The organism is Paraburkholderia sp. PGU19 (assembly GCF_013426915.1).
GTDB lineage: Bacteria > Pseudomonadota > Gammaproteobacteria > Burkholderiales > Burkholderiaceae > Paraburkholderia.
The window spans coordinates 835,343-860,438 of sequence record NZ_AP023180.1; the positions used below are offsets into that span (position 1 = coordinate 835,343).

20 protein-coding genes are annotated in these 25,096 nt (G+C 63.6%); 8 read left to right on the forward strand and 12 right to left on the reverse strand.

What is annotated here, in order from left to right; genetic code table 11:
* The first annotated feature begins 113 nt into the window (after positions 1-113).
* Complete coding sequence (locus H1204_RS21350; protein WP_180733250.1) at positions 114-1,232, forward strand: diguanylate cyclase; 1,119 nt, start codon at positions 114-116, stop codon at positions 1,230-1,232.
* A 36-nt stretch (positions 1,233-1,268) separates the two neighbouring features.
* Here H1204_RS21350 and H1204_RS21355 read toward each other — a convergent pair whose 3' ends face one another.
* The 8 genes from H1204_RS21355 to H1204_RS21390 all read right to left on the reverse strand — a co-directional run bounded on the left by H1204_RS21355 (position 1,269) and on the right by H1204_RS21390 (position 11,089).
* The gene (locus H1204_RS21355) at positions 1,269-2,486 is read right to left on the reverse strand and encodes an NnrS family protein (RefSeq protein WP_180732634.1); all 1,218 of its coding nucleotides are present in this window, start codon (positions 2,484-2,486) and stop codon (positions 1,269-1,271) included.
* Positions 2,487-3,423: 937 nt separating this feature from the next.
* Positions 3,424-4,482, reverse strand: a complete 1,059-nt coding sequence (locus H1204_RS21360) for a LacI family DNA-binding transcriptional regulator (protein ID WP_180732635.1) — start codon at positions 4,480-4,482, stop codon at positions 3,424-3,426.
* Between the two features lie 44 nt (positions 4,483-4,526).
* On the reverse strand, positions 4,527-5,852 hold the full coding sequence (locus H1204_RS21365; RefSeq protein ID WP_180732637.1) for an MFS transporter: 1,326 nt from the start codon (positions 5,850-5,852) through the stop codon (positions 4,527-4,529).
* 82 nt (positions 5,853-5,934) lie between these two features.
* Positions 5,935-6,672 (reverse strand): ribonuclease activity regulator RraA, encoded by a 738-nt coding sequence (locus H1204_RS21370; RefSeq protein ID WP_180732638.1) that lies wholly within the window; start codon positions 6,670-6,672, stop codon positions 5,935-5,937.
* 27 nt (positions 6,673-6,699) lie between these two features.
* Complete coding sequence (gene araD, locus H1204_RS21375; RefSeq protein ID WP_180732639.1) at positions 6,700-8,460, reverse strand: L-arabinonate dehydratase; 1,761 nt, start codon at positions 8,458-8,460, stop codon at positions 6,700-6,702.
* Between the two features lie 201 nt (positions 8,461-8,661).
* On the reverse strand, positions 8,662-8,970 hold the full coding sequence (locus tag H1204_RS21380; protein ID WP_007587621.1) for an EthD family reductase: 309 nt from the start codon (positions 8,968-8,970) through the stop codon (positions 8,662-8,664).
* 159 nt (positions 8,971-9,129) lie between these two features.
* Positions 9,130-10,173 carry a transporter gene (locus H1204_RS21385; protein WP_180732641.1) on the reverse strand — a complete coding sequence of 348 codons (1,044 nt, stop codon included), beginning with the start codon at positions 10,171-10,173 and terminating at the stop codon, positions 9,130-9,132.
* Between the two features lie 172 nt (positions 10,174-10,345).
* Complete coding sequence (locus H1204_RS21390; protein ID WP_180732643.1) at positions 10,346-11,089, reverse strand: SDR family oxidoreductase; 744 nt, start codon at positions 11,087-11,089, stop codon at positions 10,346-10,348.
* Between the two features lie 140 nt (positions 11,090-11,229).
* Between H1204_RS21390 and H1204_RS21395 the strand changes: the two genes are divergently transcribed.
* Positions 11,230-12,153 (forward strand): LysR family transcriptional regulator, encoded by a 924-nt coding sequence (locus H1204_RS21395; RefSeq protein ID WP_180732644.1) that lies wholly within the window; start codon positions 11,230-11,232, stop codon positions 12,151-12,153.
* A 147-nt stretch (positions 12,154-12,300) separates the two neighbouring features.
* On the forward strand, positions 12,301-13,878 hold the full coding sequence (locus tag H1204_RS21400) for a methyl-accepting chemotaxis protein (protein WP_180732646.1): 1,578 nt from the start codon (positions 12,301-12,303) through the stop codon (positions 13,876-13,878).
* Between the two features lie 55 nt (positions 13,879-13,933).
* On the opposite strand, the gene H1204_RS21405 is transcribed toward H1204_RS21400, so the two are convergent.
* Positions 13,934-14,644: a FadR/GntR family transcriptional regulator gene (locus H1204_RS21405; protein WP_180732647.1), complete on the reverse strand. Its 711-nt coding sequence runs from the start codon at positions 14,642-14,644 to the stop codon at positions 13,934-13,936.
* 153 nt (positions 14,645-14,797) lie between these two features.
* On the opposite strand from H1204_RS21405, the gene H1204_RS21410 reads away from it, so the two are divergent.
* The 4 genes from H1204_RS21410 to H1204_RS21425 all read left to right on the forward strand — a co-directional run bounded on the left by H1204_RS21410 (position 14,798) and on the right by H1204_RS21425 (position 19,577).
* Positions 14,798-15,592: a (Fe-S)-binding protein gene (locus H1204_RS21410; RefSeq protein ID WP_180732649.1), complete on the forward strand. Its 795-nt coding sequence runs from the start codon at positions 14,798-14,800 to the stop codon at positions 15,590-15,592.
* Positions 15,589-16,305, forward strand: a complete 717-nt coding sequence (locus H1204_RS21415) for a lactate utilization protein C (protein WP_180732650.1) — start codon at positions 15,589-15,591, stop codon at positions 16,303-16,305. The genes H1204_RS21410 and H1204_RS21415 overlap by 4 nt, the downstream gene beginning before the upstream one ends.
* Positions 16,302-17,747 (forward strand): LutB/LldF family L-lactate oxidation iron-sulfur protein, encoded by a 1,446-nt coding sequence (locus tag H1204_RS21420; protein WP_180732652.1) that lies wholly within the window; start codon positions 16,302-16,304, stop codon positions 17,745-17,747. Before H1204_RS21415 ends, H1204_RS21420 begins: the two co-directional genes overlap by 4 nt.
* A 114-nt stretch (positions 17,748-17,861) precedes the next feature.
* Entirely contained in the window at positions 17,862-19,577 is a 1,716-nt protein-coding gene (locus H1204_RS21425) for a lactate permease LctP family transporter (RefSeq protein WP_180732654.1), read from the forward strand.
* 37 nt (positions 19,578-19,614) lie between these two features.
* Here H1204_RS21425 and H1204_RS21430 read toward each other — a convergent pair whose 3' ends face one another.
* Complete coding sequence (locus tag H1204_RS21430) at positions 19,615-20,511, reverse strand: LysR substrate-binding domain-containing protein (protein ID WP_180732655.1); 897 nt, start codon at positions 20,509-20,511, stop codon at positions 19,615-19,617.
* Positions 20,512-20,612: 101 nt separating this feature from the next.
* Between H1204_RS21430 and H1204_RS21435 the strand changes: the two genes are divergently transcribed.
* Complete coding sequence (locus H1204_RS21435) at positions 20,613-21,524, forward strand: DMT family transporter (RefSeq protein ID WP_180732657.1); 912 nt, start codon at positions 20,613-20,615, stop codon at positions 21,522-21,524.
* A 3-nt stretch (positions 21,525-21,527) separates the two neighbouring features.
* On the opposite strand, the gene H1204_RS21440 is transcribed toward H1204_RS21435, so the two are convergent.
* Entirely contained in the window at positions 21,528-22,211 is a 684-nt protein-coding gene (locus H1204_RS21440; protein WP_180732659.1) for a Fe2+-dependent dioxygenase, read from the reverse strand.
* A gap of 100 nt (positions 22,212-22,311) precedes the next feature.
* A complete protein-coding gene (locus H1204_RS21445) occupies positions 22,312-24,549 on the reverse strand; it encodes a TonB-dependent siderophore receptor (protein WP_180732660.1) in 2,238 nt (745 codons plus the stop codon).
* Positions 24,550-25,096 lie beyond the last annotated feature (547 nt).

Consider the following 25,096-nt stretch of genomic DNA (forward strand, 5'->3'; position numbering starts at 1 on the left):
CAGCACAAGGCAGCAAGGGCAAAGACAGGGGCAACGGGGCATTCGATGCAAGAGCGGCACGCAATGAAACACCGAGACAACGCATGACCAGCATTTCCGACAGGGGTACGCACATGGACTTCGATCAAATCGGGGCACGGGACCAGGGGGGTTCCACATCGACGTCGGCCGACCGCGCGAATGCCGCGCTCGAAGCCGCGCGCGCCGCGCTGGAAACGGCCGCGCTATCCGACGTGCCGATCATGGTGTTGCTGGTCGACGACCAGGCGATCGTCGCGGAAGCGGTGCGGCGCGCGCTCGCCAACGAGGAAGGCATCGACCTGCACTACTGCGCGAACGCCGACGAAGCGATCCATGCGGCCACCCACACGCGCCCCACGGTGATCCTGCAGGACCTCGTGATGCCCGGCATCGACGGCCTCACGCTGGTCAAGGCGTATCGCACGAATACGAAGCTGCGCGACGTGCCCATCATCGTGCTGTCGACCAAGGAAGAGCCGACCATCAAGAGTGCCGCCTTCGCGGCGGGCGCGAACGACTATCTCGTCAAGCTGCCCGACCGGATGGAACTGGTCGCGCGCATCCGCTATCACTCGCGCTCGTATGTGAACCTGCTACAACGCGACGAGGCGTATCGCGCGCTGCGCGAATCGCAGCAGCAACTGCTGGAAGCGAATCTCGAACTGCGCAAGCTGACGCAATCGGATGGACTGACGGGGCTGTCGAACCGCCGCTATCTGGACGAATATCTGAACGCCGAATGGCGGCGCGGCATGCGCGCGCAAACGGAAGTGTCGCTCCTGATGATCGACGTCGATAACTTCAAGCCATACAACGACACGTATGGCCATGTTGCGGGCGACGAAGTGCTCAAGCAGATTGCGTCGACGGTGGAAGGCTGCCTCGGGCGGCCCGGCGATCTCGCGGCGCGGTTCGGCGGCGAGGAGTTCGCGGTCGTGCTGCCGGGTACGTCGGCGGGCGGCACGCGCCTGCTCGCCGAGAAGGTCCGGCTCGAAGTCGAAGCGCTGCGCATTCCGCATGCGGGTTCGTCGTCGGGGCAGTACGTGACGATCAGCGTCGGCTGCGCAACGCAGGTGCCCTCGCCCGACGCGCCGATGACGACGCTGATCGAAGCCGCCGACCTCGCGCTCTATCGCGCGAAACGCGATGGGAAGAACCGCGTGTCGGCAATGGAAAGCGGCCGGAGCGAAACGCGCTCGACGGCGGAATGAGCGAGCGCTGTCTAGCGCTCGATTGATGCGACCGCGCTAACCGGGCTTGCCGTCCGCGCGCGGCCGCATCAACGGGAGCGCGTACGCGCCTGCATAGATTGCGAACGCGGCGATCCAGCACGCGCCCGCGCTCCAGATCCACACCTGATAGTGCCCCGGCACAACGAGCGGCCCGACGATCCGCAATGCCGAACCCAGCGTGACGAGCGCGTAGCTCGCGATATCGCGCGTATCGGCGACGAGGGGCCTGCCCGTATGACCGCGCGCCGTGCGCGTGATCATCGAGATGATCGCCCCGCCGATCACGCCCGCCGTGAAAGCGTGCATCGCGACGGAATGCGACACGAAGCCGAGCGCGCTCAAGCCGAGGAGCGCGAAACCGATGGGCATCCATGCATAGGCGACGTGCAGGATCAGCAGGATCGCCGGGCCGCGCACCTTGTACGAACGCCAGCCGATCAGCCGCGCGCTATGGATCGCGCACGCCGCAAACGCGAGCGTCGCGATGATGGCTGACGGCACAGCGGCGGCATCGGTGAACAGCGCGCACAGCGTCAACGGCGCGGCGCTCCATTCGACCAGCTTCCAGCGGCGCGTGACGAAACCCGGAATCGCATTCGACGTAAACATTGGAATCACGCGCGCGCCGATCACCGAGACCAGCAACACGACGATGCCTGCTGCGGCATAAAGACAACGCAGCGCGAGATCGGGATGCCCCATTTGCGCCAGCACATGGAACGCGGCGTTGAGCGCGGCAAAGGTCAGCAGCATGGGCACCAGAAAATAATTGCGCCGGTTCCCCGCCTTCATCAATACGCGCAGCAGCACCAACGCGACGGCGGGCAGAAACGCGCTGTCGATCAACGCAGCGGGCACGGCGGGCCCGCTCCACACCAGCACGCGCGCGGCGAGCCACAGCAATGCGAGCGCGGCGAGCGTGCGGTGGCTCGTGGTCTGCATGCCCGTCCATGCGCGCACGGCAGTCAACAGAAAGCCTGCGACGATCGATGCCGCAAAGCCAAACACCATCTCGTGCGCGTGCCAGCCGATGGGATCGAGCTTCAGCAGATAGTTGCCCATTACGGGTACGCCTGCGAGCGCGAGCAGCCACACGGTCAGCGCAAGTGCGGCGAAGCACGCGCCCGCCAGGTAGAACGGACGAAAGCCGAGATTGAGCAACGCGAAGCGCTGCGCGGGGCGGTAACGTCCGGGAGGCGGGACGAAGGCGGCGCGGGGCTCGATGGTTTTCATGATCGTAGTGGAGATGCCTCAGTTGCGGACTGCTATGCCGATGCAGGCTTTGTGCCAATGCAGAGGGCCTTGCAGGCCGTGCGCTCGATGAGAACATGAGTCATTTTCACTGGAGTCTTTTTGACCTACGGGAGGGTCGATTCAACTCGTTAGTGATGGGGGATTTGCTGCGCGAGCGGTTTGGGTTGTTTTGGGCTTTGCGCTGGCATCTGGTTTGGTTTTTTGGGCTTTTCGCTGGCATCCGCGGTTTGTTAGCGTGCTTCACGCGTCGCCCCTGTGCGGGGCGGCACCTACTTTTCTTTGCCGCCGCAAAGAAAAGTAGGCAAAAGAAAGCGGCTAACACCGCCAACATTTCTCATTGCCTGAGGGCCCTCAAAGGGTCTTACGCCTCACACGGCAACAACTCTGTTGGCGCGTGTTGCCAACGCTTTGAACAAACGCCTCACCCGCTTCAAATGCATTTGCACGGGCAAGCGGCGGCGAATGGTATGTGCCGCCCAGGTGGCAAACTGTGTGTAGGTTGTCGAGTCGTATAGCGTGGCGCTCTTACAAGGTGGAACGCGTGCGCTATCGGCCCGGAGTGAGGCGTGTGCAGTACTACGGCCTACACACAGTTTGCCACCTGGGCGGCCGTGGAATATCTGGGACGGCGTGCTGCGACGCGGGCGCGCGAAGCGGGTGAGGCGCACCGCAAGAGCGCTGGCAACGAACGTGGGTCACGTGGTTGCCGTGTGAAGCGTAAGAACCTTCGGGGGCCCTCAGGCAGGAAGAAGAATTGGCGGTGTTAGCCGCTTTCTTTTGCCTACTTTTCTTTGCGGCGGCAAAGAAAAGTAGGTGCCGCCCCGCACAGGGGCGACGCCTGAAGCACGCTAACAAATCGCGGATGCCAGCGAAAAGCAAACCGGCAATAACCAACTCCAGACATCAACCATGTCGCTCACGCCGACTCGCGCCCCACCAAGCTAAACCCAACATCAACGAACGCACGTTCCTGCACACCATCCAGCCGATCGAGCAGCGCGCGCGCCGCGCTCACACCGATACGCGTACCGTCGACACGCACCGTCGTCAGTTGCGGCGTCGTTTCCGTCGCGAACTCGAGGTCGCCGAAACCGCAAATCGCGAGACGAGAAGGCACATCAAGGCCCATGCCCTTCGCCGCGCCGAGCGCACCAATAGCCAGCAGGTCCGAGCCACAAAACACGGCGTCGACATCGGGCGCCTCTTGCAGCAATCGAGGCAACGCGCTCTTGCCCGTCGCCACCGAACTCGGCGGCGCGACGATCGCTTCGGCCACGTCCGTCATGCCCGCCTGCGCGAGCCGGTCGCGAAAGCCCGCGCGGCGCGCGAGCGCGCGCACGTCGCTCGCCGAGATCAATGCGGGCCGTTTCACGCCGCGCGACAAAAAACGCTCCGCCACCGCGACGCCGATCTGGTAATGCGAGAAACCGACCAGCATGTCGATCGGCGTTTCCGTCATGTCCCACGTTTCGACCACGGGAATGCCGACATTGCGCAGCCGCTCGCGCAGCGAATCCGTGTGCGCAACACCCGTCAGCAACACGCCTTCGGGACGGCGGCTCAATACCGTATCGAGCAGGCTTTCTTCGTTCGTGTCGCTGTAGCCGCTCAACGCGAGCAGCACTTCATAGCCCGCCCGCGACATGGTTTCGCTGAACACCTGGATGGTCTCGGAGAACAGCGAGTGCGCGACAGTCGGCACGATGGCCGCTATCAGCCGCGAACGCGCCGACGACAAACCGCCCGCGAGACGGTTCGGCACATAGCCGAGCTTCTGCACGACCTGGCGGACGCGTTCGAGCGTTTCCGGTGCGACGGACGCCGGGTTGTTGAACACGCGCGACACCGTAATCGGCGATACCCCCGCCTGCGCCGCGACGTCTGTGATGCGCAAGCCCTTCGGGCCGCCGCGCGTGCGACGCGCGGGCGTGGCCTTGAGATCGATCGATGCGTCGGTTGGCTTGGCGGTCGGCATGAGTGAATGAACGGAGACGTTGCGCGGCTATTGTAGCCAATGGCCTATTCGGTGACGGGTGCGCCGTTGACGCTTTGCGCAATGCGCCCGCTGCGCCGCAGAACGAACATCGTCACACACGCGAAGATCAGCATGCAGGCGGCGGGAATCAGCATCGGCGCCTGGGTGCTGCCCGTGGTCTGCTTGACGAACGGCACGAGGTTCTGCGCGATAAAGCCGCCGATATTCCCGAGCGAGTTGATCGCCGCAATGCCCGCCGCGGCGCGCGCGCCGAACAGGAACTTCGGCGGCAGCGTCCAGAAGCATGGAATCAGCAGATACATGCACGGCGCGCCGAAGCACAGCGCGATGAAGCGCAGCGTGTTGGTCGGCAGGAACACCGACGACAGGAAGAACACCATGCCGAGCAACGCCGACGCGAGCATCGCAATGATCGCGCGATTGCCCGCGCGCAGTTTCGACGGCAGCCATGCGAGCACGATCGTCGCCATCAGCCACGGAATGATGTTGAGAAAACCGTTCGTCGTATTGCTGACGCCGAAGCCTTTCACGAGCGTCGGCAGCCAGTAGCTGACGCCGTAGACGGAGATCGACAGCATCATGTAGTAGAGCGCCATGCCGATCACGCGCGGCTCGGTGAGCACGCTCAGGAGTTTGCCGTGACCTGCGGCGCTCTTGCGCGCCTGCGCGCTTTCGCTCTCCAGCGTGCGCGCGAGCCAGTTCTTCTCTTCGTCGTTGAGGAACTTCGCTTCGCGCGGCGATGCGGGCAGACAGAACAGCACGACAAGCGTCAGAAGCACGGAAGGAATGCCCGTCACGATGAACACGAGCTGCCAGCCTTGCAGTCCGAGCAAACCGCCTTTATCGAGCAGCCAGCCGCAGATCGGCGCGCCGACCATGTTGCCGAGGCTGCTGCCAACCGTAAAGTAACCGAGCATCCGCACGCGATGCCGCTGCGGAAACCACAAGGTCAGGTAGTAGATCACGCCGGGATAAAGCCCCGCTTCCGACGCGCCCAGCAGAAAGCGCAACACATAGAACATCGTCGCGTTCTGCGTGAACGCGAGCAGGATCGTCACGACGCCCCACGTGAACATAATGCGCGCCATCCACTTCGGCGCGCCGTACTTGTGCAGCAACACGTTGCTCGGCACTTCGAAGATCAGGTAGCCGATGAAGAACAGCGACGCGCCCAGCCCATACGCCACTTCCGACAACCCGAGGCTCCCGAGCATCTGCAGTTTCGCGAAGCTGATGTTCGAGCGGTCGATATACGCGACCAGATACAGCAGGCCGAGCAACGGCATGAGCCGCAAGCCGAGGCGATTGATGAGATGCGATTCGTCGATCGCGGAAGTGACGGTGTTCACGGTGTCTCCTGGGCCCGGCTGCGTGCGCGCGGGCCTCGTTGTGCAGGTTGTCGTCGTGACGTTCGGGGTGACGTCGAGCGCGTTACTGCTTCTGCGCTTCGCGCCACACCTTGTAGGCGGCCAGCGTTTCTTCGTTCGGCGGATACGTGCCGCGTAGCGGACTGCCTTCGGCGATGCGCTGCTGGATGAACACTTCGAGTTGCTCCTGCTCGGTCGCATCGCGCGCGACTTCTTCGGCCATCTCGCGCGGCACGATCACCACGCCGTCCACATCCGCGACGACGATATCGCCCGGATACACGGCTACGCCGCCGCAAGCGATGGGCACGTTCATGTCGACGGCGTGATGCTTCGCGAGATTGAGCGGCGCGCTCGCGCCCGCGCACCAGATCGGCAAGCCCAGTTCGGAGATCGTGCCGCTGTCGCGCACCCCGCCGTCGGACACCATGCCCGCGACGCCACGCTTCGCGAGGCGCAATGTGAGGATCGAACCCGTAGAAGCCACCGTGCGGTCGCCGCGGCAGTCCTGCACCAGAACGCTGCCGGGCGGAGCCGTTTCCACCGCTTTGCGCTGCGGATGGTCGGGGTCCTGAAACACGCCAACATGATCGATGTCCTCGCGCGCGGGGATGTTGCGCAGCGTGAACGCGGGACCGACCAGGTTCGGCGCGCCCGGCGCGGGCTTCACGAGCGGCGCGACGCCTTGCAGAAACACGTTGCGCAGGCCGCGCTTGAAGAGTTGCGTGGTGAGCGTCGCAGTGCTCACGTGACGGAGTTGTTCGAGCGTCTCAGCGCTCACGGTCGTTTCGGATGCGGTCATTTTGTGTTGACTGTGACGATGTGCTTGTTAGTGGATTTCCGGCTCATTGCTGTTCGCTTCCTGTGCTTCGGGCGAAGGCGTCGTCAGTGTCTCTTCGAGGAAGTCGAAGTCGCAACCCTTGTTTGCCTGAGTCACGTGCAATTGATGCATCACGCCGAAGCCGCGTTCGAACGGACGCTTCGGCGGTTTCCATGCTTCCTTGCGCGTCGCGAGTTCCGCGTCGCTCACGTCGAGATGCAGGCGACGCGCCGCCACGTCGAGTTCGATCATGTCGCCGTCCTTCACGAGCGCAAGCGGCCCGCCGACGAACGACTCGGGCGCCACGTGCAGCACGCACGCGCCATAGCTGGTGCCGCTCATGCGCGCATCGGAAATGCGCAGCATGTCGCGCACACCCTGCTTCAGCAGCTTTTGCGGGATCGGCAGCTGGCCCCATTCGGGCATGCCCGGCGCGCCCACGGGACCGGCATGTTGCAGCACGATCACGGAATCGGCCGTCACGTCGAGGTCTTCGCTGTCGATGCGCGCGGCCATGTCGCTGTAGTCCTTGAACACGACGGCAGGTCCACGGTGCTCCTGCAGATGCGATTCCATCGCCGCGGGCTTGATGACCGCGCCGTCGGGCGCGAGATTGCCCGTCAGCACGGCGAGGCCATCGCGCTCGACGACGGAATTGCCGCGCTTGCGGATCACGTCGTCGTTGAAGATCTCCGCGCCCGCGATGTTCTCGCCGAGCGTCTGGCCGTTCACCGTCATCTGCGTGCCGTCGATCAGTCCACCGAGTTCGGCCAGCAGCGCGCGCAGGCCGCCCGCGTAATAGAAGTCTTCCATCAGATACTGGCCCGCCGGACGGATATTGCCGAGCACGGGCGTCACGCGCGCCAGTTCGTCGAAGCGCGCCGTGGTCAGATCGATGCCCGCGCGGCGCGCGACGGCCACGAGGTGCACGATCGCGTTCGTCGAACCGGACATCGCGAGCACGGTGGTGACGGCGTTATCGAAGGATTTCGCGGTGAGCAGGTCCGACGGCTTCTGGTCGGTCCACACCATCTCGACGATGCGCTGGCCCGTCAGCGATGCAAACTGCGCGTGACGTGAATCGGCGGCGGGAATCGACGAGAAGCCCGGCAGCGTGAGGCCGAGCGCTTCCGTCGCGCTCGTCATCGTCGAGGCCGTGCCCATCGTCATGCAGTGGCCCGGCGAGCGCGCGATGCCGCTTTCGATGCCCTTCCATTCGTCCTCGGTGATCTTGCCTGCGCGCAATTCCGCCCAGTACTTCCATGTATCCGAGCCGCTGCCGAGCGTGCGGCCATTCCAGTTGCCGCGCAGCATCGGGCCGGCGGGCAGGTAGATTGCCGGCAAGTCCATGCTGATTGCGCCCATCAGCAAACCGGGCGTGGTCTTGTCGCAACCGCCCATCAGCACGCAGCCGTCGAACGGATACGACTTCAGCAACTCTTCCGTCTCCATCGCGAGGAAGTTGCGGTAGAGCATCGTGGTCGGCTTCTGGAACGGCTCGGCGAGCGTCATCACGGGCATTTCGACGGGAAAGCCGCCCGCCTGCCAGATGCCGCGCTTCACTTCCTCGACGCGCTGCTTGAAGTGCGTGTGGCACGAGTTGATCTCGCTCCACGTATTGACGACGGCGATCACCGGCTTGCCCATGTAGTCCGACGAGTGATAGCCCATCTGCGCGGTGCGCGAGCGGTGGCCGAACGAACGGAGATCGTTGACGCCATACCAGCGGTAGCTGCGCAACTCTTCAGGCTTCTTGCGATTCGAGGACAAATCAGTCTCCTTGGTAACGCTATCATTTCTGGCCGCAAGTACGCGCGGCGGGACATGATGGATAGTCTTTCGCGACGGCGAAACGATGATGGAATGGACGGATGGTAGCGTTATCATCACGCTCCGTCCGCCAGGGATAGTACGGAGAAACGACGAGAAATCAGACTGGAAAGGACCCGCGCAGGGAACGCCCTGCCCGCGTCAGACGTCTTTCGAGTCGAACACGAGCAGCTCGACGCCCGCCTGCGCGAAGTTCTGCAGATCGGCGGTGGTGGCGGCAGCTTCGGGCGTGCCCATCGCCTGCTGCAGCGAGTCGAAGCTGTCGAAGCTGAGGATGGCCGCCAGCGCATAAGGCGATTCGCCCTTCGCGCTGGCCACCGGTCCGACGCTCACTTCGTAGCGGCGCAGGCCGGGAATCGACTTAGCGAGCGGCACATGTTTGTCGAAGTAATGGGCGTCGAATGCGTTGCGGTCGGCGGGGGTCTTGTAGAGCGCGATGAGCTTTGCCATGTGAGGCCTCCTGAAACGGACGTTCAGTGCAATGTTGCTTGATGCCACATGCTGCCGGTTCAACGGTCCGTGGATTTTACGCTCGACATTTGTAATCCTCGTGTCGAAGGGACGCGTTTCAAACGCGGCGCCCTCGCCCTTGTCACCGGGCCCCGCCCGTCAGGCCGACGGACGCCGGCGCAACGCCCACCAGCCGGCCAGCACGGTAAAGCTCACGACTAGCAGCACCATCACCCAGAAACCGTGCTTGTTTTCCGCGAGGGGCACGCCGCCCACGTTCATCCCGAACAGACCCGCGATGATGTTGATCGGCAGCGCGAGCACCGTCACGATGGTCAGCGTGAACAGCGTGCGGTTGGTCTGCTCGTTCAGGCGCGCGGCGATCTCTTCCTGCAGCAGCTTGATGCGCTCCGCAAGACCGGACAGATCGCCGAGCACCAGCGAGAACTCTTCCGTCGAATCACGCAGGCTTTGCACGTCGACGGGCGACAGCCACGCGGGCGGCCGCACCAGCAGACGGAAGATCGAGCCGGGCTCCGGCGCGAGCAGCCTTTGCAGCCGCACGAGCACGCGCCGCATCGCGCCGAGGTCGCGCCGGCTTTGCCAGGCGCGCTGCGACAGGAAGTGATCTTCGATACGGTCTACTTCGATGCTGGTTCTGCGCACGATCTCCACCAGCAAATCGGCCTGGTCGCGCAGCAGATGGATCAGCAGTTCGGCCGCTGTATCGAAGCTCTCGCCGTTGCGCACGGACGCGCGCAGCCGGTCGACCGAGCGCAGCTGCTTCAGGCGCGCCGTCACCATGATCCGCTTGTGCGTATAGACCCACAGCGTCGCGATTTCGGAAGGCGTCTGCTCGAAGTCGTACATCACGTCGTTGACGACGGCGAGCAGCGCGCCGTGCTGGTGCTCGATCCGCGTCGAATGCGAGCCTTCGCGCAAGGCTTCGAAAAAGGTGTCGGGCAGATCGAGATGCGTGCGCATCCAGCGCTCGCTCGACACATGCGCGAGATTGAAATGCAGCCAGAGGAATTCGCCCGGATGGGCGCCCGACGCTTTCACGTCGTGTCGACATTCCGCGAGCCATTCGGCCGCTGTGTCGGTATCGACGGCGAGGCCGGGTTTGTCGGGTGAAAAACGGAATCCGCAGACGAGGCCGGAGCGGTCGGCCCCATAAGTGGCGGGCGCCAGGTTCAAAGTCATGTGCGTTTCGAGGTGGGTTCCGCGAAAGCGCCATTCTGACATGAGCAAACGGCAGAAACGTTACGTGTCAGCTGTTTGACGTTTATTTGTCGAATTTTTGACAGCTATTCGACAGGTTCCCGCAATGCCTGCTTGCCAGCATTGCGGTGAACCCTGTCAGTAAAGCGGGACCTTAAGCGCTGAAGCCGCCATCGATCATCAGATTCGCGCCCGTCACGAAGCCTGCTTCCGGGCTGGCGACATACGCGACCATGCCGGCAATTTCGTCGGCCGCCGCGTGACGCGGGATCGCCATCAGGCCATGCAACGACGCCGCGAATTCACCTGCCTCCGGGTTCATGTCGGTATTGACGGGACCGGGCTGCACGTTGTTGACGGTGATGCCCTTCGGACCCAGATCGCGCGCGAGGCCTTGCACGAACCCTTGCAGCGCCGACTTGCTCATCGCATAGACAGCGCCGCCCGCGAACGGCATGCGATCGGCGTTCGTGCTGCCGATGTTGATGATCCGTCCGCCGTTGCCCATATGCGCGAGCACGGCCTTCGACGCCACGAACACGGCGCGCACGTTGACTTGCAAGGTCGCGTCGAAATCTTCGAGCGTGAAGACGTCGAGCGTGCCCAGGCGCAGCACGCCGGCGTTGTTCACGAGAATGTCGATCTTGCCGAGCTGGCGCGCCGTCTCGTTGATCGCGTTGGTCAGCGCCGCCGCATCCGCGACGTCCGCCTTCACGGCGACGGCACGGCCGCCCGCTTTCTCGACACTTGCGACCAGTTCGTTCGCCCCTGCAGCCGAGCTGTGATACGTGAAAGCGACCGTCGCGCCTTCGCTGGCGAGCCGGCGCACAACCGCTGCACCGATACCGCGCGCGCCGCCCGTGACGAAAGCTACCTTGCCTTGCAGATTCGAGTTCATGTTGTGCTCCAGTGGGTTGGTTGATCAGGTAAGGCCAGTATGGCGAGCGGATTGCATTGCCGGTAGTATCGAATTACGACTAAGAGTTTCAACCGCAGATATAAGCTGCGAGAAACCGCCAGGAGCACGACGGACACCCAATGGAAGCGCTGAACCTCATCGAATCGTTCATACAGTCCGCCGAAACGGGCAGCTTTTCGGCGGCGGCGCGGCGCCTCGGCCTCACGCCTGCCGCCGTCAGCAAGAACGTCGCGCGGCTCGAAACGCACCTGGGCGTGCGTCTCTTTCATCGCAGCACGCGCAAGCTCACCATGACACCGGGCGGCGAGCAGCTCTGGGCCGACGCGGGCAGTCCGTTCGCGAGCTTGCAGGACGCGTTTGCGCGCGCCGCGCAGCATGGCGGCAAACCGTCGGGCGTGCTGAAGGTCAGCATGGCCGTCGCGTTCGGGCGTGAGTATCTGGTGCCGCTGCTCGGCGAGTTTCTCGAACGCTATCCCGACATCGTGCCCGACTGGCACTTCGACAATCGCGCCGTCGACCTGATCGCGGGCGGCTTCGACGCGGCGATCGGCGGCGGGATCGAACTGACGCAAGGCGTGGTCGCGCGCGATCTGGCGCGGCCCTGCGTGATCGTCGCAGCGTCGCCTGCTTATATGGCGGGCCGGCCGCTGCCCGCGCACCCGTCCGATCTCGCGGAACTGGACGGCATTGCGCGCCGCTCCAGCAGCACGGGCCGCCTGCGCGCGTGGAACATGCGCAATCAGGTCGGCGAAGAAGCGCTCGCCGAATGCAAGACGCGGATGATCTTCGACGATCCCGAAGCAATGGCGCATGCGGCGCTGGCCGGCCTCGGCGTCGCGTTCCTGCCGACGCCGCACGCCGCGCCCTGGCTCGAAAACGGCCAGCTGATGCGGCTCTTGCCCGGCTGGCATGCGGAAGTCAGCCCGATCACGATTTACTACACGAACCGCAAGCTGCTGCCCGCCAAGACGCGCGTGTTCATCGACTTCGTCGTCGAAGCGTTCCGTGAGCGGCGGCTCGCGGCGCGTTTCGACGCCCGCTAAGATTCGTGCTCCGCACAATCCATGACAGGGTTTCCCTGTACGCAAGCCCACGCCACATTGGTCGATATATCAGGTGGAGACATGCGTGCCGCATTCCAGCGCGGAACGTCCACATTTCACCTATCGCCCATGTAGCGAGGCGTCTGAATGCTGAAGCTGAGTTTTACCCAGAAGCTGTGGTTGCCGCTCGTCATCAGCCTGATCGCGTTGCTGCTGGTGTCGGTATCGGCGGCGTATCTGTCGCGCGAAACGCGCATCGAGGAACGCAAGAACGACCTCGTGAACGTCGCCCACGTCGGGCTGTCGCTGGTCGAGGAATACGCGAAGCTCGCGCAGAGCGGCAAGCTGAGCGAAGCGGACGCGCGCACGGAAGCGCTCGCCCGGTTGCGCGAGATCCGCTACGGCGAGGACGGCTACTTCCTCGTGATCGATTCGACGCCGCGCATGATCATGCATCCGATCAAGCCCGCGACCAACGGCAAGGATCTCGCGGGCACAGCCGACGCGGACGGCCGTCATCACTATGTTGCGTTCGCCAAGGTCGCGCAGTCGCCCGATGGCGGCTTCGTCGATTACGTGTTTCCGCATTCGCGCCCGGCGTCGGCATCGGGGCCCGCTGAAGCGGTCGACAAGATCGGCTACGTGGTGCGCTACGCGCCGTGGGACTGGATCATCGCGACGGGCGCCTATGTCGACGATATCGACGCCGCGTTCATGCGCTCGCTGTATCTGATCGGCGGCGTGTTCGCCGCCATTGCGTTGCTGCTGGCCACGCTCGTCGCGCTGACCAACCGCAGCATCCAGCGCACGATCGGCGGCGATCCTGGCTACGCGGCGGACGTTGCGAACGCGATTGCCGTCGGCGATCTCACCGTGTCGATCGACACGCGCACCGACGACGAACGCAGCCTGCTGCGCGAAATGCGCCGCATGCGCGACACGCTGACGGACACGATCCGCGCCATCAAACACGCCGCCGATCACGTCGCGACGGGTGCGGGAGAAATCGCGAGCGGCAATGCGGACCTGTCGTCGCGCACCGAGAATCAGGCTGCTTCGTTGCAGGAGACGGCGGCGAGCATGGAGCAGATGACTTCCATGGTGCGTCAGACGGCCGAGAACGCGCGCACCGCGAGCGAACTGGCCGAAAGCGCCGCGCAGATTGCGAACCAGGGCAGCGCGATGGTCGGCGAGGCGGTCACGACGATGCGCGATATCTCGACGGAATCGCAGAAGATGGTCGAGGTGATCGAGGTCATCGAGAGCATCGCGTTCCAGACCAATATTCTCGCGTTGAATGCCGCTGTCGAAGCGGCACGCGCGGGCGAACAGGGACGCGGCTTCGCCGTCGTCGCGGGCGAAGTGCGGACGCTCGCGCATCGCAGCGCGGGCGCCGCCAAGGAAGTGCGGCAACTGATCAGCCGCGCCGTCGACAGGGTCGGCAACGGCGCGGGCCTCGTCGAACGCACGGGCACGACGATCCAGCAGGCACGCGACGCCATTGCGAGCGTCACGGGCGTGATGCAGGAAATCGCCGCAGCCGCCGCCGAGCAGAGCGCGGGTATCGATCAGGTGAATCTCGCCGTGACGCAGATGGACAGCCTCACGCAGGAAAACGCCGCGCTCGTCGAACAGGCTGCTGCCGCCGCGCATTCGCTGACGGAGCAGGCTGGGCGGCTGAAGACGTCCGTTGACGCCTTCCAGGTTGCCGACGCCGTGGCCTGATGTTTCGTCGCGTGCAACTGGTTGGACCACTTGGGAGCCGCTAACTGCGGCTCTGCTAGCTCTGCCGCTCGCGGATGCTGCGCACGAAGTCGATATGCGTGTGCATTGCCGTGCGCGCTTCTTCCGGACGCCGCGAACAGATTGCATCGCTCACCGCGCGATGCTGGATCAGCAGTTGCGCTGATTCCGCCGGACCTTGCAGGCGAACGTCTGTACCGCTGATCGTGATGTGCTCGCGCAGCATGCCGAGCACGCTCGTATGCAGATGCAGGAACATCGTGTTGTGCGAGGCGAGCGCGATCGCGTCGTGTAGTTGCGCGTCGGCGGTGGCCTCGCTGTCGTGGTCGTCGCAAGCGTGCGAGCGTTCCAGTTCGCGCATCAATGACCGGATGCGCTTGATATCCGCCTGCGTCGCGCGCATCGCCGCGAAATAGGCCGTCGCGCCTTCGAGCACGCGGCGAAATTCGAGGATGTCGTCGCGCAATACAGGGTGATCCGCAACCAGTTGCCCCCACGGCGACGCGATACCCGCGCGCAACTGGTCCGTCGCGAACACGCCCGCGCCGCGCCGGCTCTGCAACAGCCCGCGCGCCGCCAGCCGCTGGATCGCTTCGCGCACGGTGTTGCGCGACACGTCGTATTGTTCGGCCAGCGCGCGCTCGGCGGGCAGCCGCGAACCGGGCGGCCACGTGCCGTCCAGCAGCGACGTTTCCATCTGGCGCATCACGCCCTCTACCCTGCCCCGCTCCCTCGTACCCGCTGCCATACGCTTCCTCTGCTGCGTCGATCGTGCTTCAGTGGTCCAACCAATTTGTATTGTCGCGCACATTTGGGAATCATGCGTCAACGATTCAAGCGATCCGCGCGAGCCGCATCCGATGCAGGCTGCACATGAAGCGGACGCATTCTGGAGCGAGATATGAAGGAAAGGCACTATCCGGCGACCCCACGCGATGTCTATCTGTTCGCGACTTGCCTCGTCGATCTGTTCGTCCCCGAAGCCGGGCTCGACGCGGTGAAGCTGCTCGAACGCGAAGGGCTGGTCGTGCATTTTCCCCAGGAGCAAAGCTGTTGCGGCCAGCCTGCGTATAGCAGCGGCAATCCCGAACAGGCGCGTGACGTTGCGCGCGCTCAACTCGATCTCTTCTCCAAGCCCTGGCCTGTGATCGTGCCGTCGGGTTCGTGCGCGGGCATGATGCGCCACCACTGGCCCAAGCTCTTCGCGGACGATCCCGCGATGGCGCAAAAAGCGCATGCACTCAGCGAGCGCGTGTACGAACTGAGCGAATTCCTGCTGCGCGTGCTGCACATTGAATTGCCCGCTACCACCGACGCGCCGAACGAACGCGTCGTACTGCACACGTCATGCGGCGCGCGGCGCGAAATGGGCACGCGCGTACATGGCGTCGAACTCGTCGATGCATTGCCTGGCGTCACGCGCATCGAGCACGAACGCGAATCGGAATGCTGCGGCTTTGGCGGCACGTTTTCGTTGAAGCATCCCGACATTTCCGGCGCGATGGTGCGAGACAAGGTCGCATCCGCTTGCGCGACAGGCTGCGAGCGCATCGTTTCCGCCGACTGTGGTTGCCTGCTGAACATCGGACATGCGGCACGTCATCAGGGCGCGCCCGTCGAAGTCGAACATATCGCGAGTTTTCTGTGGCGGCGCACGCAACCCGCCGATGCGAAAAGCAAGGGAAGCGAAGCATGAACGCGCGCGAACGCATGCTCGGACGGTTGCGCGCCGCTGCGCCCGCCCAGGTTTCAAGCGACGATCTGAAACGCCTCGATCAACAGATCGATCTGCATTACGACAGCCGCCGCTTCGCGCTGCCGATTCAGGCTTTGATCGAATCGATGCAGGCGGCGCTCGCCGCCTCGCATGCCGAAGTGTTTCGCGCGACGGAGCGCACGTGGCCCGCGTTGATCGCGCAACGTCTGCTCGATGCGAACGTGAAGCGCCTGTTGCTCGATACGTCGCGCGCGGAAGGCGCTGCGTTGAAGCAGGCGCTGCCCGCTTCCGTGGTAACACGCAACTACGATCAGCCGATCGAAAACTGGAAAGCCGAACTGTTCGATACCGTCGATGCCGGCTTCACAGTCGCGCGCTCAGGTCTCGCGTCGACGGGCACGCTGATCGTCGCGCCCGACGCCGGTTCGCCGCGCACGATGTCGCTCGTGCCCCCGCTGCATATCGCGCTCGTCTACGCGCATTCGCTGCACGCCGATCTGCATGCGGCGATGCGTGCCGAGCACTGGCACACTGGCATGCCGACCAATCTCGTGATGATCTCCGGCCCGTCCAAGACTTCCGATATCCAGCAGACGCTCGCCTATGGCGCGCATGGCCCGCGCGAACTGTGGGTCGTGATCGTCGAACCTCAGGCCGACGCAGCCGTCGCTACGGATGGAGACGCAGCATGAACGCCACCCCGATGCACTTCGTGCCGTCGCAGGACTTCAAGGCGCGCGCCCGCGCCGCGCTCGACGACCCGAAACTGCGCAGCAGCTTTCGCGGCGCGATGGACTTTCTGCAAACAAAACGCCGCGCGCAGTTTCCCGACGACGACGAGTTGCAGCATCTGCGCGATCTCGGCGAAGCGGTGCGGCGTCATGCGCTGTCACGCCTGCCCGATCTGCTCGTACAACTCGAAGCCAATCTGACGGCGCGCGGCGTCCACGTGCATTGGGCCGAAACAGCCGCCGATGCGAACGCGATCATTCACGGCATCGCGCAATCGCGCGACGCGAAGCGCGTGATCAAGGGCAAGTCGATGGCGAGCGAGGAAATCGAGCTCAACCATTACCTCGAAGCGCGCGGCATCGACTGCATCGAATCGGATATGGGCGAGTACATCGTGCAGCTTGCGCATGAAAAGCCGTCGCATATCGTGATGCCCGCGATCCACAAGACGAAGGCCGATATCGCCGAACTGTTCGAGCAGCACATTCCCGACACGCGCTATACGGAAGACGTCGACGAGTTGATCCAGACGGGACGCCGCGCGTTGCGCCGCGCATTCGTCGATGCCGACATCGGCCTGTCGGGCGTCAACTTCGCGGCAGCGGACACGGGCACGCTCTGGCTCGTCGAGAACGAAGGCAACGGACGCCTGTCGACCACGGTGCCCGACGTGCATATCGCGATCATGGGCATGGAGAAAGTGGTCGAGAAGCTGTCGCATATCGTGCCGCTGTCTAGCCTCTTGACGCGCTCCGCCACGGGCCAGGCGATCACAACGTACTTCAATCTGATCACCGGGCCGCGCCGCGAAGGCGAGCGCGACGGCCCGCGTGAAATGCATGTGGTGCTGCTCGACAATGGCCGCACGCAGGCTTATGCGGACGAGCAACTGCGCGCGACGTTGCAATGCATCCGCTGCGGTGCGTGCATGAACCATTGCCCCGTGTACACACGCATCGGTGGACACACGTATGGCACGACGTATCCGGGGCCCATCGGCAAGATCATTTCGCCGCATCTGCTCGGCCTCGAAGAGACTGCCGACCTGCCGACGGCATCGAGCCTGTGCGGCGCATGCGGCGAAGTGTGCCCGGTGCGCATTCCGATTCCCGAACTGCTGGTGCGCCTGCGCACGGAAGCGAATCGCAGTCCAGACGAAGTGGTCGCGCATCCGCTGCGCGGACAGGGCGCGAAGTTCAGCCGCGAGGAACAGTTCGTGTGGCGCTTCTGGAGCGGCGCATTCGCGCATCCGCGTGCGTACAAGGTGCTGCGCTGGGCGGCGACGAGGCTGCGCGCATTCGCGCCGAAGAACCAGATGGGCTGGACCCGCCATCGCGAGCCGCTGAAGCCCGCAGCGCGCAGTCTGCATGATCTGATGCGCGAGCGCGGACAGCCCGAGTAACGCGCTTCCGATCCCTTGGATCAACACGCGTGCATCGCCTCGATGGCGATGCAGTGGATGCGGCTGCGCGCCGCCGACAAGAATTCATTGACAGCATATTCGGAGGAGACCGACATGCACCCGTGGTATCAGACCTACCTGCCCCTCGGCAGCCTCTGGCTATCCGCGCTCGCGGCCAGCATCCCCATCATCTTTTTCTTCGTCGCGCTGGCGGGACTGCGGCTGAAGGGTCATGTCGCGGCGGCGGGGACGCTGGCGCTGTCACTCGCCGTCGCGATCTTCGCGTACGGCATGCCGGCGCAGCAGGCGTTCGCGGCGGCGGGCTTCGGCTTCGCCTATGGCTTGTGGCCAATCGCGTGGATCATCGTGACGGCCGTGTTCCTTTACAAGCTCGTCGTCAAGACCGGACAGTTCGACGTAATCCGCGCATCCGTGCTCGCGCTGACGGACGATCAGCGCCTGCAACTGCTGCTGATCGGCTTTTCGTTCGGCGCGTTTCTCGAAGGCGCGGCCGGCTTCGGCGCGCCCGTTGCGATCACGGCGGCGCTGCTGGTCGGGCTGGGTTTCGATCCGCTGAAGGCGGCGGGCCTGTGCCTGATCGCGAACACCGCGCCTGTTGCGTTCGGCGCGATGGGTATTCCTATCATCGTCGCGGGCCAGGTGACGGGCATCGATCCGTTCCTGATCGGCGCGACGGCGGGCCGCCAGTTGCCGCTGCTTTCGCTCGCCGTGCCGTTCTGGCTCGTGTTCATGATGGACGGCAAGCGCGGCCTCAAGGAAACGTGGCCGGCTGCACTGGTCGCGGGCGGCAGTTTCGCCGTCACGCAATACTTCACGTCGAATCACATCGGGCCTGAACTCCCCGACATCACGTCGGCGCTCGTCAGCCTCGTTGCGCTCGCGTCGTTCCTGAAGGTCTGGCAGCCGCGCCGCGCGCGCGATACGACACGCGGTGCTGTTAGCGGCGGCGCAGCGGCCTTGTCGGGATTCGGTGGTGGCTTTGGCGGTGGTTCGAATGGCGCAGCGGGCGTCAGCCGTCGCGCGTCGCCTTATACGCTTGCGCAGACCATCCGCGCATGGGCGCCGTTCGGCATTCTGACTGCGGTCGTCACCGTCTGGAGCCTGCAGCCGTTCAAGGCGCTGTTCGCCGCGAAGGGCGCGCTCGCCTGGAGCATCCTCAAGTTCAAGGTTCCCGCGCTCGATCAACTCGTGATGAAGACGGCGCCCATCGTCGCTACGCCGAAAGCGTACGAAGCCGTGCTCAAGATCGATCTGCTCTCGGCAGTCGGCACGGCCATCCTCGTGACGGCGCTGATCTCGATGGTGTTGCTGCGCGTGAAGCCGCGCGACGCGCTCGCAACGTTCGGCGAAACGGTGAAGGAACTGCGCCGCCCGGTGTTGTCGATCGGTCTGGTTCTGTCGTTCGCGTTCGTTGCGAACTACTCGGGAATGTCGTCGACGCTCGCGCTACTGCTCGCTGGAACGGGCGCCGCGTTCCCGTTCTTCTCGCCTGTGCTCGGCTGGCTCGGCGTGTTCCTGACGGGTTCGGATACGTCGTCGAATGCGCTGTTCTGCTCGCTTCAGCACGCAACCGCGCATCAGATCGGCGTGTCGGACACCTTGCTCGTGGCCGCGAACACGACGGGCGGCGTGACGGGCAAGATGATTTCGCCGCAGTCGATTGCTGTTGCCTGCGCGGCGACGGGGCTCGTCGGACGCGAGTCGGAGTTGTTCCGCTTCACGGTGCGGCATAGTTTGCTGTTCGCGCTGATCGTCGGTCTGATCACGTTGTTGCAGGCTTATGTGCTGCCGGGCATGTTGCCGGGTTGAAATTCTGCTCGCACCGTAACTGATGAACGCCCGCTCTCTAACGCGGGCGTTCTGCATATGGCTCGCCGAGAAACCACGCCTTCAACGTCGCCGCACCCGGCTTGAGATCGATCGATTCGGGATGTACGAGGTAGTACGCGGTCTTCAAAGGCAGACTCTGACCGAATGGATCGATCAGCGTCTTCGCCTCCGTCTCCGCTTCCGTCAATACCGCGCTCGTCAGCACGACGCCCTGTCCACGCGCGGCGGCTTCGATCGCCATCAGCGACTGGTCGAAATGAATGCCTGCCAAGCCGTCGATCTGCCGCACAGACAGCTTGCTGAATTTCTTCAGCCACGTCGTCCAGTGCGGATGCAGCGTGTTGTGCAACAGCGTTGCGCGTTGCAGATCGTCGGGACCTTTCAGCTTCAGCCGTCTCGCATACGATGGGCTGCAATAGACGCGTGCTTCATCGGCATGCAGCAGTTGCACATGCAGATCGGGCGCGTTGCCGTCGAAATAACGCACGGCCAGATCGATCGACTGCAATTCGAAATCGACCATCGCGGTCGTCGTATTCAGTTCCAGCGCGATGTCTGGATGCGCAATCAGAAAGTCCGTCATGCGCGGCGCGAACCATTTGGCCGCGAAACTGGGCGGCATCGATACGCGCACGCCCTTGCTCTGGTTCTCGCGCACGCGTCGGCTTGCATGCATGATCTGCGCGAGCGCCGGCTGAATCTGTGCGTAGTAGGCGCGCGCTTCATCCGTTGGGATGATCTGTCGCACCTGACGCGCGAACAGCGCGACGCCGAGCCACGCCTCGAGCTTCTGGATCTGCTGGCCCACAGCACCGGGCGTCACGTTCAGTTCATCGGACGCTGCAGAAAAACTGTTCAGGCGCATCGCGGATTCGAATGCGATCAGCGCTTTTAACGGTGGCATTGCTGACATAGGATAGTTTTTCTGCAGTATCGACGAGAACAAATCGTTTGTACCGCATCCGTGCGCACAGCACAATCGGCGCATCGTCCTTGCATCCGATGGTGTTTGCCATGAATCCCGCTTATCTCGCGTTCGCGCTGCTCGGCCTGATCTGGGGCAGCAATTTTCTTTTCATGAAGTGGGCCAGCCTATGGATCACGCCCGCGCAGATCGTGTTCCTGCGCGTGCTGTTCGGATTTTTGCCGCTGCTCGTCTACGCGTTCGCGACGAAAGCGCTCGCATGGAAACAGCTGCGCCATGCGCATCACTTCGTCGTCATGTCGCTGCTTGCGACAAGCGTTTACTACTATGCGTTTGCCAAAGGCGCGTCGCTGTTGCTGTCGAGCGTGGCGGGCATGTTGAGCGGCGCCATTCCGCTTTTCTCGTTTGTCTCCGCGTGGGCGCTGTTGCGTGCGGAACGCCCCAGCCCACGCATGATGGTCGGCGTGGTGTGCGGCTTCGTTGGCGTATTGATGATCGCGCGGCCGTGGAATGGCGCCGTCGCGAGCGTCGATCTCAGCGGCGTCGCGTACATGGCGGCGGGATCGCTGAGCGTGGGCTGCTCGTTCGTCTACGCACGGCGCTTTCTGTCGAAGCTCGACATGTCGCCCGTCGCGCTGTCAACGTGGCAAATCGGCTTTGCGCTGTTGACGATTGCCTGCGTGACGCCGTTCGACGGCATCACCCGCATCGTGCACGACGCGCGCGCCACCGTCGGCCTCGTGCTCGGGCTCGGACTGCTCGGCACGGGCGTCGCGTATATCCTGTACTACTTCATCGTGCAGCGGCTCGGCGCGATCGCGGCTTCGAGCGTCACGTATATTCCGCCCGTCATCGCTTTGGGAATCGGCGTGCTGGTCGCGCACGAACCGATTCATCCGCTCGATCTGCTCGCGATGGCCTGCATTCTCGGCGGTGTGTTCCTGCTGCAAAGCGGGCGTAGTCCGCAAAAAACTGCGACCGTGGCGCGACGCACCGCGTAACTGTCAGGTCTCGCTCCACATGCGCAGCAGGTTGTGATAACAGCCCACCAGCGTGCGGCGCGCCACTTCATCGCCATTCGATGCATTGAGACGTTGTATCGCGCCATCGAGATCAAACAGCATCGCGCGTTGCGTGTCGTCGCGCACGAGACTTTGCGCCCAGAAGAAACTCGACACGCGCGCGCCGCGCGTCACGGGCCGCACCTGATGCAGGCTCGTGCCCGGATACACAATGGCGTGTCCGGCAGGCAGCTTCACTTCCTGCACGCCGAAGGTATCTTCGACCAGCAGTTCGCCGCCGTCGTATTCGTCCGGCGGCGTGAGAAACAGCGTGATCGAAATATCGGTGCGTACGCGCACGCCGCTGCCCGGCACGATCCGGATCGCGCCATCGACATGACTGCCGAAATGCATCCCGCCTTCATAGCGGTTGAACAACGGCGGATACACCTTGTTCGGCAATGCGGCGCTGATGAAAAGCGGGTGACGCTCCAGCGATGCGACGATCCGGTCGCCCATTTCCAGAGCGATCGGCGAGCCTTCCGCGATCTGCTGGTTGCGCTTGACGGGCGCGCCCTGGTAGCCGGCCGTCGCGCGGCCATCCACCCATACGTCGCTGGCTTCGAGCGCCGCGCGCATCGCGGCGGCTTCGGCGGGACTCAGTACGTCGGGGATCGAGACAATCATCGTTCAACGTTCCTGCATAAGCGGCCGCGCCGCGCGCTTCCGCATGAATCGCTTCATGCGGGCAAGCGCGCGGCGTGCCGTGGGCTATCGCTTCGTGCGATCAGAAGAAGCGATAGTTTAGCGTCGCGAGGAACGTACGGCCGTAACCCGGCACCGCGCGTCCACCGTCGGACGGAATCAGCGCGTCGTAGTAGTTCTTGTCCGTCAGGTTCAACACGTTGATCTGGACGTCGTAACGCTTCGCGTGATAAGCCGCCATCGCATCCCAACGCGTGTAGCCGCCAACCTGCACGAGGTTGTTGTTCGCCGCATAGCGCGACGACATGTACGTCGGACCGCCGCCGATTTCCCAATGCGGCGTGAACGCGTACGTGGTCCACAGCGTCAGCGTATTGCGCGGCGTGTTCGCGGGCGTCTTGCCTTGCGTGCCGTCGAACGCCTGCAGGATCACGCCGTCCATGTACGTGTAGCCGCCGAACACCTGCCACTTGTCGGTGATGTGGCCGGCCAGGCCGAGTTGATAGCCGCGCACGCGGATATCGCCGTCGAGCGTGTAGCTGCCGTCCGGGTTCGCGGTACGCGCATTCGTCTTTTCGATGTTGAAAAGCGATTGCGTAACGGACAGGCCGCCGCCAAGCAGATCCAGCTTCGCGCCGACTTCATACGACTTGTTGTGCTCGGGCGGCAGGTTCTGCTGCCCATTCGTGAGCGTCAACGCTTCGAGCGACGGATCGAACGACGTGCCGTACGACACGTAGTACGACTGCCAGTCGGCCGGCTGATAAATGATGCCGCCGCGCACGCTGGTGAAGTAGTTGGTCTGCGTCGCATAACCGGGCAGGTTGATCGAGTTCTTGATCGATGCCTCGTAACGGTCCCAGCGCACGCCGCCGACCACTTTCCAGTGCTCGCCGAGCGATATCGTGTCGTTCAAATAGAGGCCCACGCCATTCGCGCTCGATTCCGCGAGATTGGTCGCCACTTCCTTCACGTTCGCAGGACGCGGCGTGTACGGCGGATCGATCAACGGCACCACGCCGATCGTGTTCGACGTCATGCCCGGCGAAGTCGCGGTGAAGGTCTGGTTGCTATATGTTTCGTGACTCAGATCGACGCCGGCGAGCAGGTCGTGCCTGACCGGGCCCGTGTTGAACTTCCACTCGACGTCGGTCGAGTTGTAGACCGAATGGTCGTTGATGTTGCGGTCCTTGCCCTGCAGCTTGACGAACAGCTTCGACGGATCGATGTTCGTGAAGTTGCCATTGGCGAGTGCCGTCGACGTCGAGAGCGGCCCGGTCAGCACGGCCGCCGCGTTGGTCGCGCGCGCTTCCGTGCTGTAGTGGCTGAACTGCGTCTGGTTGCGCACTGTCACGTCGTCGTTGAAGCGGTGCTTGATGCGCGCGCTGAAGGTCTGCACGTCCTGAATCGTGCGGTCGTCGGTGTAGCCGTAGAACGTGCCGCGATTCACCGGCGCGGGATGGCCGTTCAGCGGCGGAACGCCGTAGTCGGGTTGATCGCGGTTGTGCTGGATCAGCGCGGACAACGTGATCTCCGTCGGCGTGCCGATGCCGAACTTCACTTCGGGCGCGACGCCATAGTCCTTGTTCTTCATCACGTCGCGCGACGAGCCGAGGCTCTGGCCGAATGCGTTGATACGGAACGCGGAGGTATCGGTGATCGGCGTGTCGAGGTCGACCGTGGTGCGGTAACGGTCATGCGTGCCCGCCTGCACGGAGACGTCGGCGCGCTTTTTCAGCTGCGGCTCCTTGCTGACCTGGTTGATCACGCCGCCCGTCGAGCCGCGTCCGAAGTACAGCGACGACGGGCCATACAGCACGTCGATCGATTCGAGGTTGAACGTGTCGCGATAGTACTGGCCGCGATCGCGGAAACCGTCGAGGTAAATGTCGGTGCGCGCCGAGAAGCCGCGCAGGTTGATGTTGTTGCCGATCTGCCCGCCTTCGGCGGCGCCGATCGTAATGCCAGGCACGTTGCGCAGCGCGTCGGAGAACGAGTTTGCGGCCTGCGACTGCAACACGGCCTTCGGGATGACGGTGACAGCCTGCGGAATATCGCGCAGCGCGGTCGGCACCTTGGCGCCGACACTGGCTGTTTCCGGCTGGAAGTCGTTGGCGTTGTCGGTCTGCCCGGTCACCTTGACGGCGGGCAGTGTGTTGCTTTCGGAAGGCTGGCTGGCCGAGGGCTGGCTGGCGGGAGAAGCGGACGTTGCAGCCTGGGCAACCTGTACTGCCGGAGTGGCTGGCGTCGTCGTTTGAGCGTAGAGCGGCGTCGCAAAGACGGCCATGACGGCCGCTGCGAGTGGCGTGGTTCGAAGCATCACGATTCCCTGTCGTTGTAACTGATTTTTTCTTGGTGCAACGGGCGGTGCCTGCCCGTCCGGTTCGCGTCTTCGCGTGAACCGCCCCGCCGGTAGCTGCCTCCCCGGCCGGTCATTCTAAATGCGAATCGATATCATTACATGAACGGTAATGGTTCGCAATCATCCGTAACGCATGTGTGGTCATTGCGCATCAGTCGTTTAAATGACAATTTGCTTTCGATAAATGGATGAGTCGTGTCTGTTTAATCACCCTGTCAAACTGAATAAAGCCAATAAAAAACGGGCGGCGTCTTTCGACGCCGCCCGCCTTGTTTACTTACAGAGAGCAAGTTGTCGGTCAGCGTAACAGAAGAAATCCGACACACTGGGTGGCTGTGCAATCGTCTGATCTGATCAAATCGCGGACTGGAAAAGCGCAATTCGTGTGCGCAAGTCAATCGCATGCGCTCTATTTTCGCACGACGAAAAGACGGCACGCTTATGGTTTCTTAAGGTTCGTAACGTCCCTGTGTGAGCGCTCGCAAGCCGGAGGCGCTATTTACGA